The 5113-nt window shown below is 42.5% G+C and carries 4 protein-coding genes and 1 pseudogene; all 5 read right to left on the reverse strand.

All coding sequences use genetic code 11. The annotated features are described in order from the left end of the window. Positions 1-105 precede the first annotated feature (105 nt). Positions 106-939, reverse strand: coding sequence for a DUF928 domain-containing protein (locus GNF10_RS35060; protein WP_185583038.1), 834 nt, complete (start codon positions 937-939; stop codon positions 106-108). A 77-nt stretch (positions 940-1016) separates the two neighbouring features. Further along, positions 1017-3353 carry a CHASE2 domain-containing protein gene (locus GNF10_RS35065; protein ID WP_185583040.1) on the reverse strand — a complete coding sequence of 779 codons (2337 nt, stop codon included), beginning with the start codon at positions 3351-3353 and terminating at the stop codon, positions 1017-1019. A gap of 183 nt (positions 3354-3536) precedes the next feature. Further along, complete coding sequence (locus GNF10_RS35070) at positions 3537-4505, reverse strand: DUF1822 family protein (protein WP_185583042.1); 969 nt, start codon at positions 4503-4505, stop codon at positions 3537-3539. Positions 4506-4781: 276 nt separating this feature from the next. Continuing rightward, a pseudogene (locus GNF10_RS39150) lies at positions 4782-4922 on the reverse strand (transposase); the annotation flags it as partial. After that, the coding region (locus GNF10_RS38155; protein ID WP_221643754.1) for a hypothetical protein at positions 4923-5113 on the reverse strand (191 nt) is incomplete at its 5' end.

A 5113-nucleotide genomic window follows, 5' to 3' on the forward strand; every position in this document is an offset into this window, starting at 1 on the left:
CTTATAAAGGGGAGGGAACTAGATTTTATTGTTTCCCCCTTTATAAGGGATTAAGGGGGGTAATAATTCGATTAAAATCACAACATACTACTTTTCAAACAACCTCTAAGGTTGCTCCCAAAAAATCGGTTCTGTTGCAATATCATCTAACTGGATGCTGCCTAACAAATTCTGCCACTCTGTTTGTAATTTTGCATCTTTAGGATTTTTCTGGCGCAGTTGAGCCAGTGTGGTAAGTGCGTCGTACCATATCCCGTTTTGGGCATAGATAGCATAGCGCTTTAACAGTTCTGGCGTTTCTAGCTCTTTAACTACGGCGGGATTGAGTTCGACTCTTTGTATTACCCCTTCTACGTAAGTCGGGGGAGAATTCTTTTCCTGGTCACAGCTAATAGTGAAAAACCAGCGATATTGTTTGTTTAGTGCCAAGCCAGGAGAAGTGGTAGGTAGAGACACACTGATGACTCCTGCTTTCTCTGGTAAAACAATCGGTTTTTTATAAATCTCGTTAGAGTCTTGATCTTGCAGCACAAATTCAACTGCATAAGGAAAATCTTTGGTATATGGCACATAGAAAAACCAACTTGGGTGTTCTAGCGTTGTCTTTCCCCAGACATTGATTACTGAGTTAGGTTCCTGAGTAAAGGACACTAAAGCAGTCAGGTCATGTTTAGTAATTTGGCATCCATTTAGGTTGCGCTTCGCTCCACCACGAACGCGGCCTCCAGGAGGAGGGCCAGATGGAATTGCAGGTTGATTAAATGTGGATTTAGTATGGCTTGTTTTAGCTTCAGAGCGTAGGCGTAGCCCGCCGTAGGCATCGCTAGTTGAAGAACCGACGTTTGGTTTCGCCAGTACTGGAGTCAGGCTAACTAATAAATTGGTACAGCTAAAAGTTACTACTAAAAACAGTTTTATCGGTTGTGAATTTGACTTCATAAAAACCCTTCTTGAACTATGTAAGCCTGATAGATTTATCTGCTGCTTATCCAAAAATTTAATCAAAAAATCTTTCCCTATTGCCCATTCTCTACCTGCACTTTTGTTGCTGAATTATAAATTGACAGCAGGCTAACCGTGGCTACTAGCGACAAAATCGACGGGATAAATGGCACCCAAGCACCGGAAATTAATAGACCAAAGCAAACTATATACAGAACACCAGAGGTAATACTAACTGCCAATGCCAACCAAGGTAAGGAAAGCTTTCGCCAAGCCAAAACTCCTCCTACCAAAGACCAACCCCAAATCCAGGCCACCTCAGCCCACAGCGACCAAACCCGCAGCAATGGCCGCCCATCCTGCACAGCACTAAGGATCTGGCTGATCATGTGGGCTTGTACTAACACTCCTGGCATTTGTTCATCTAAAGGAGCCCCGTATGGTGTAGGCCAAGTGTCTGGTGAATCCCCCCTTGCTGTTACACCAATCAAAACAATCTTGTCTTTAATAGCACTGGAGTTAATTGGACTAGCTAAAAATTGGGTTAGTTTCACCTGTTGAGCTATCTGTTTTGGAGAACGGTAGTTAAGTAAGATTTGACCGCCATTAGCATCAATATCGTGATAGCCGCCAGTGCGAGACTTCAGATTCGGAAAAATAGTTTTACCGAGTTGCAAATTCCCTTCAGGGGTGAACTTTGGTTGAATTCCTGAAGGACGCAGATACAAGGAGGCTAGTTGTAGACTGAATGCAAAGGTAGCAGGACACAATGATGTCGGCTCCTGGTTCATGAACAGGAGATGGCGACGGATAACTCCATCAGGATCGTGAATAAAGTCACTGAATCCCAGATTCGTTTTGGGGATTTCTGGTGCTGGCTTAATACCAGTGATGCTTTCTGTGCTATCACTTCCTTTACATACGCCAACCAAATTCTGAGTTTTTTGAAGACGAGTTATTAAATCTGGTTGTTTGGCTTGAAAATCACGGTAAATATCTAAGCCGATCGCGCGGGGTTGATATTGATTCAGTTTTGCCAATAATTTGTTAAGAGATTTTTCAGAAATGGAAGCTCCACTCAAGGACTCATTATTCTGTCTTTGAATTGCCAGATCGTCATCATCAATTGCAATTATCAGCAGACGCGAATCTAGTGGCTCCGCAGGGCGCGATCGCATCATCTGGTCAAAGGCGGGAATTTCTACACTTTCTAGCCATCCTACGCATCTCACCCCAAAAACCAAGCCTGTAATTGCCAAACCGGATAACAAAGTTGTTGCTAATCTGCGTTTGGTAGACAAAACTAAATCCGGGGTATCTTTAGGTTTTGTTGTAGACCTTAATTCATCCCAAGTGGGTGGTATCTGCGCTGGATTTTGGCAAATCATTGGTAGCCAAGTTGCACAGGGAAATCGATCCTCAAGTCCTTGCAATCGTTCCCGTGCTTGGCGTACCGCTTGATATAAAGACTCGCCACCAGCAAAGCCTTGGAGAAAATACTTTAAGAATTCCTTCGCAACCTGGTCTGGGACTGGTTCACGCATGACGATTATTTGAGGAATTTGCAAATCAGCCAATTCTCGCGCTAATCCTAATCCATCACAGGAGTTGAAGATAGCTAGTTGCAAGCCGTTCTCAATGGCTTTCTTCAGAGCATATTTCAATTCGCCAATGGTCAGACTATCAGTTTTATTCAGGTAAATTCGTCCACTTTCTCCATTTTTGTTACTGGAACTGTGCCCAGCAAAGAAGAGAATATCCCAGTTTTTTCCCCAAAGATGCTCGGTTAATTCTTTACGTTGTGGTTCTACCAAAAAGCAGACTTCTGCGTTACCACACTGTTGGAGTAAAGTTTGATCGGCCTCAGTATCAATCCCCTGACTATTGCCTACAATTGCCAAAATATTGACTAATGGATTTTTTGGGCGTAGCTTGTGGATGCGATCGTAGGATGGTGAAGAAAGAGCGATTTCAGCCTTGGGATAGCGTTCTAACAACTCCCACAGATGCCAAGGCAATAGCTGCAATTGGCTATTTTCTGTTTGCAAAATTACTCGTACTTCTTCTTCGGACGACAATCTTTCTAACCATTTTTCCCTTAAAGGGCGAAATTCTTCTGCTCGCAACCAGGTATTAAAGCGGGCCCTTAAGATATGGGAAGTGTTTTCGCAGTCTTGAATCATCGAGACATTCGTCACCTGCATTTTGTCAGCATGGAGACGATAACGATTGCTTATCTGTCGATAACTAGACTGCCAATGACTATAATAAAGCGGCATTTCGGGAAATGAAGGTAGTTTCCCCGTGATTTCTGTTGCTGCCCGCTCATGTTCTTCACCAATTTGGAGGGTGACAGCAAATCCCTGCTCAAAACTACCCTCTCCGAATTTCAGAACCACTAACTTACCCATGACCGTCACTATACCCTCTGTGCAGAATCATCCCCTGTTCTAATGTCTCATAACAAGCTCCACAAGCTTTTGTAGACTTTTTTCAAAATCCCCAAAACTGGCTTGAATTTTTAATTTTTAATTTTTAATTAACCAATTAGCACTTAATAAGTTACCGACAAAGAGGGAAAATAACTGGATGTTTTAAATCCGAAAATGTTCAGTAATGCTAGTATCATTAATGGCTACCCTAACACTAAATTGTTCTGTAGGTTCACCGCGAAACTGTAACTGAATGTAGTTGTCTGATTTTCTCGATTGAGCATCTAGAAATACTGCTCCCGAACTATCTAGAACGGTGAGATGAACTCCAGGTGGTAAGTAGATTTGATTCCCAGTGGCGTGCAATTGCAGATGAATACTAGTTTGTTGATCTTTTTCTGGGCTGATTTCCACAATCAACATAACGGGTTGGTTAAGAATTTGGATACCTAAATCAATTAGTTTTGCCCGTTTAGTAATTGATTCTGGTTGATTGAGGGCATTGAGTTCCAAAGTTTCGGTACTACGAAAGGCATAAACTGGTCTGAGTTCTGGCAAATTCCACAAAGATTCAATAGTTTGCCAACCTGCCTCAAATATACCAGTAAACCACTGACTCAAATTCACGAGTGAACTAACTGGAGATTGACGCAATTCTCCCAAGTGGTCGATAAACGCTTCCAATGGTTGCAGTTGTTTTAAAGGCAGTGTTTCAGTTGCGACACTAGGTATAAAACCAAGCAGCCTTGCTTCTTGGAGTGATTCATCAAATTGAACTACTAAATAACCCACCCGTTCTTCCCAAGTTTCTGGGGGAATGAAACATATCTCTTGATGCTGATGGACAGGGCGACACTCTAGACGGCCAACTGAGGGCAATTCTAAGTCAGCGACATTTCCACAGAGGCGCATGATGGGGTTCCAACTGTCGCTACCTTGGAGGTTGGTAGGAATATCCATCATTTCCAAGTAGTCATTCACCACCCACACAGCTAGCGTATTCAGCCGAACTTGCTCTGCTTTTTCCGAATTTGGCTGTTGGTTAGCAAATTCCTGGGCAGTGATGCGAGCTAATTGGGGAATCGGTAATGTTAAAGCGAAATCGTCTAGCTGATGGGTGGAGTTATTCATAAATCAATCTTGAGTGATCAATGCTGCTATGTACATATCATCCGCATTCACTAAATTTATGCCACAAAATAGAGAATGATTATTAGAAAAATTTAATTAGGGATTGGGAATTGCGGAAAATGCGATCGCCTACGACGAGCGGGTACGCAATCGCACTTATTGATATTTATATTCTGCAACGCCTACTTTATATATACTGGCAAGGCGATCGCACTGACCTAAAGATTATTCGGGAATACCCCAGATCCACGGGTGTACAGAACTTAGAACGGGAAATTGCCGTTCTCCTTCGCGTAAAATTTCTTGATACCAAGGTGATTCGCGCAATACAGCCATATCCCACCTCATGATTTCCTGAACTAAGGCATTCTCTAGTACAAAAGTAGCAAAAAAAGCTAAAACTGTTTCTAGTTGGTTTTATGTGTCGCGGAAGCCCCCACCCTCAATGTACTCATACTCTTGGGGATAGGTAGCGGGGGATAAGGATTGCATCTGGAATTGATTTTTTACTTGGTAAAAACAAATTTTAGATAGGGCTTGCTGGTTAAGACTGAAACCCTTGTATAAATAGTGATTGAAGTCTATAAATCGAACAAAAGTGCAAGGCA

The organism is Nostoc sp. UCD121 (assembly GCF_014222285.1).
GTDB lineage: Bacteria > Cyanobacteriota > Cyanobacteriia > Cyanobacteriales > Nostocaceae > Nostoc.

Bases quoted from the DNA above. Each gene is read 5' to 3' on its own strand.
- GNF10_RS35070 (WP_185583042.1), bottom strand. From the start codon at position 4,505: ATGAATAACTCCACCCATCAGCTAGACGATTTCGCTTTAACATTACCG.
- GNF10_RS35065 (WP_185583040.1), bottom strand. From the start codon at position 3,353: ATGGGTAAGTTAGTGGTTCTGAAATTCGGAGAGGGTAGTTTTGAGCAG.
- GNF10_RS35060 (WP_185583038.1), bottom strand. From the start codon at position 939: ATGAAGTCAAATTCACAACCGATAAAACTGTTTTTAGTAGTAACTTTT.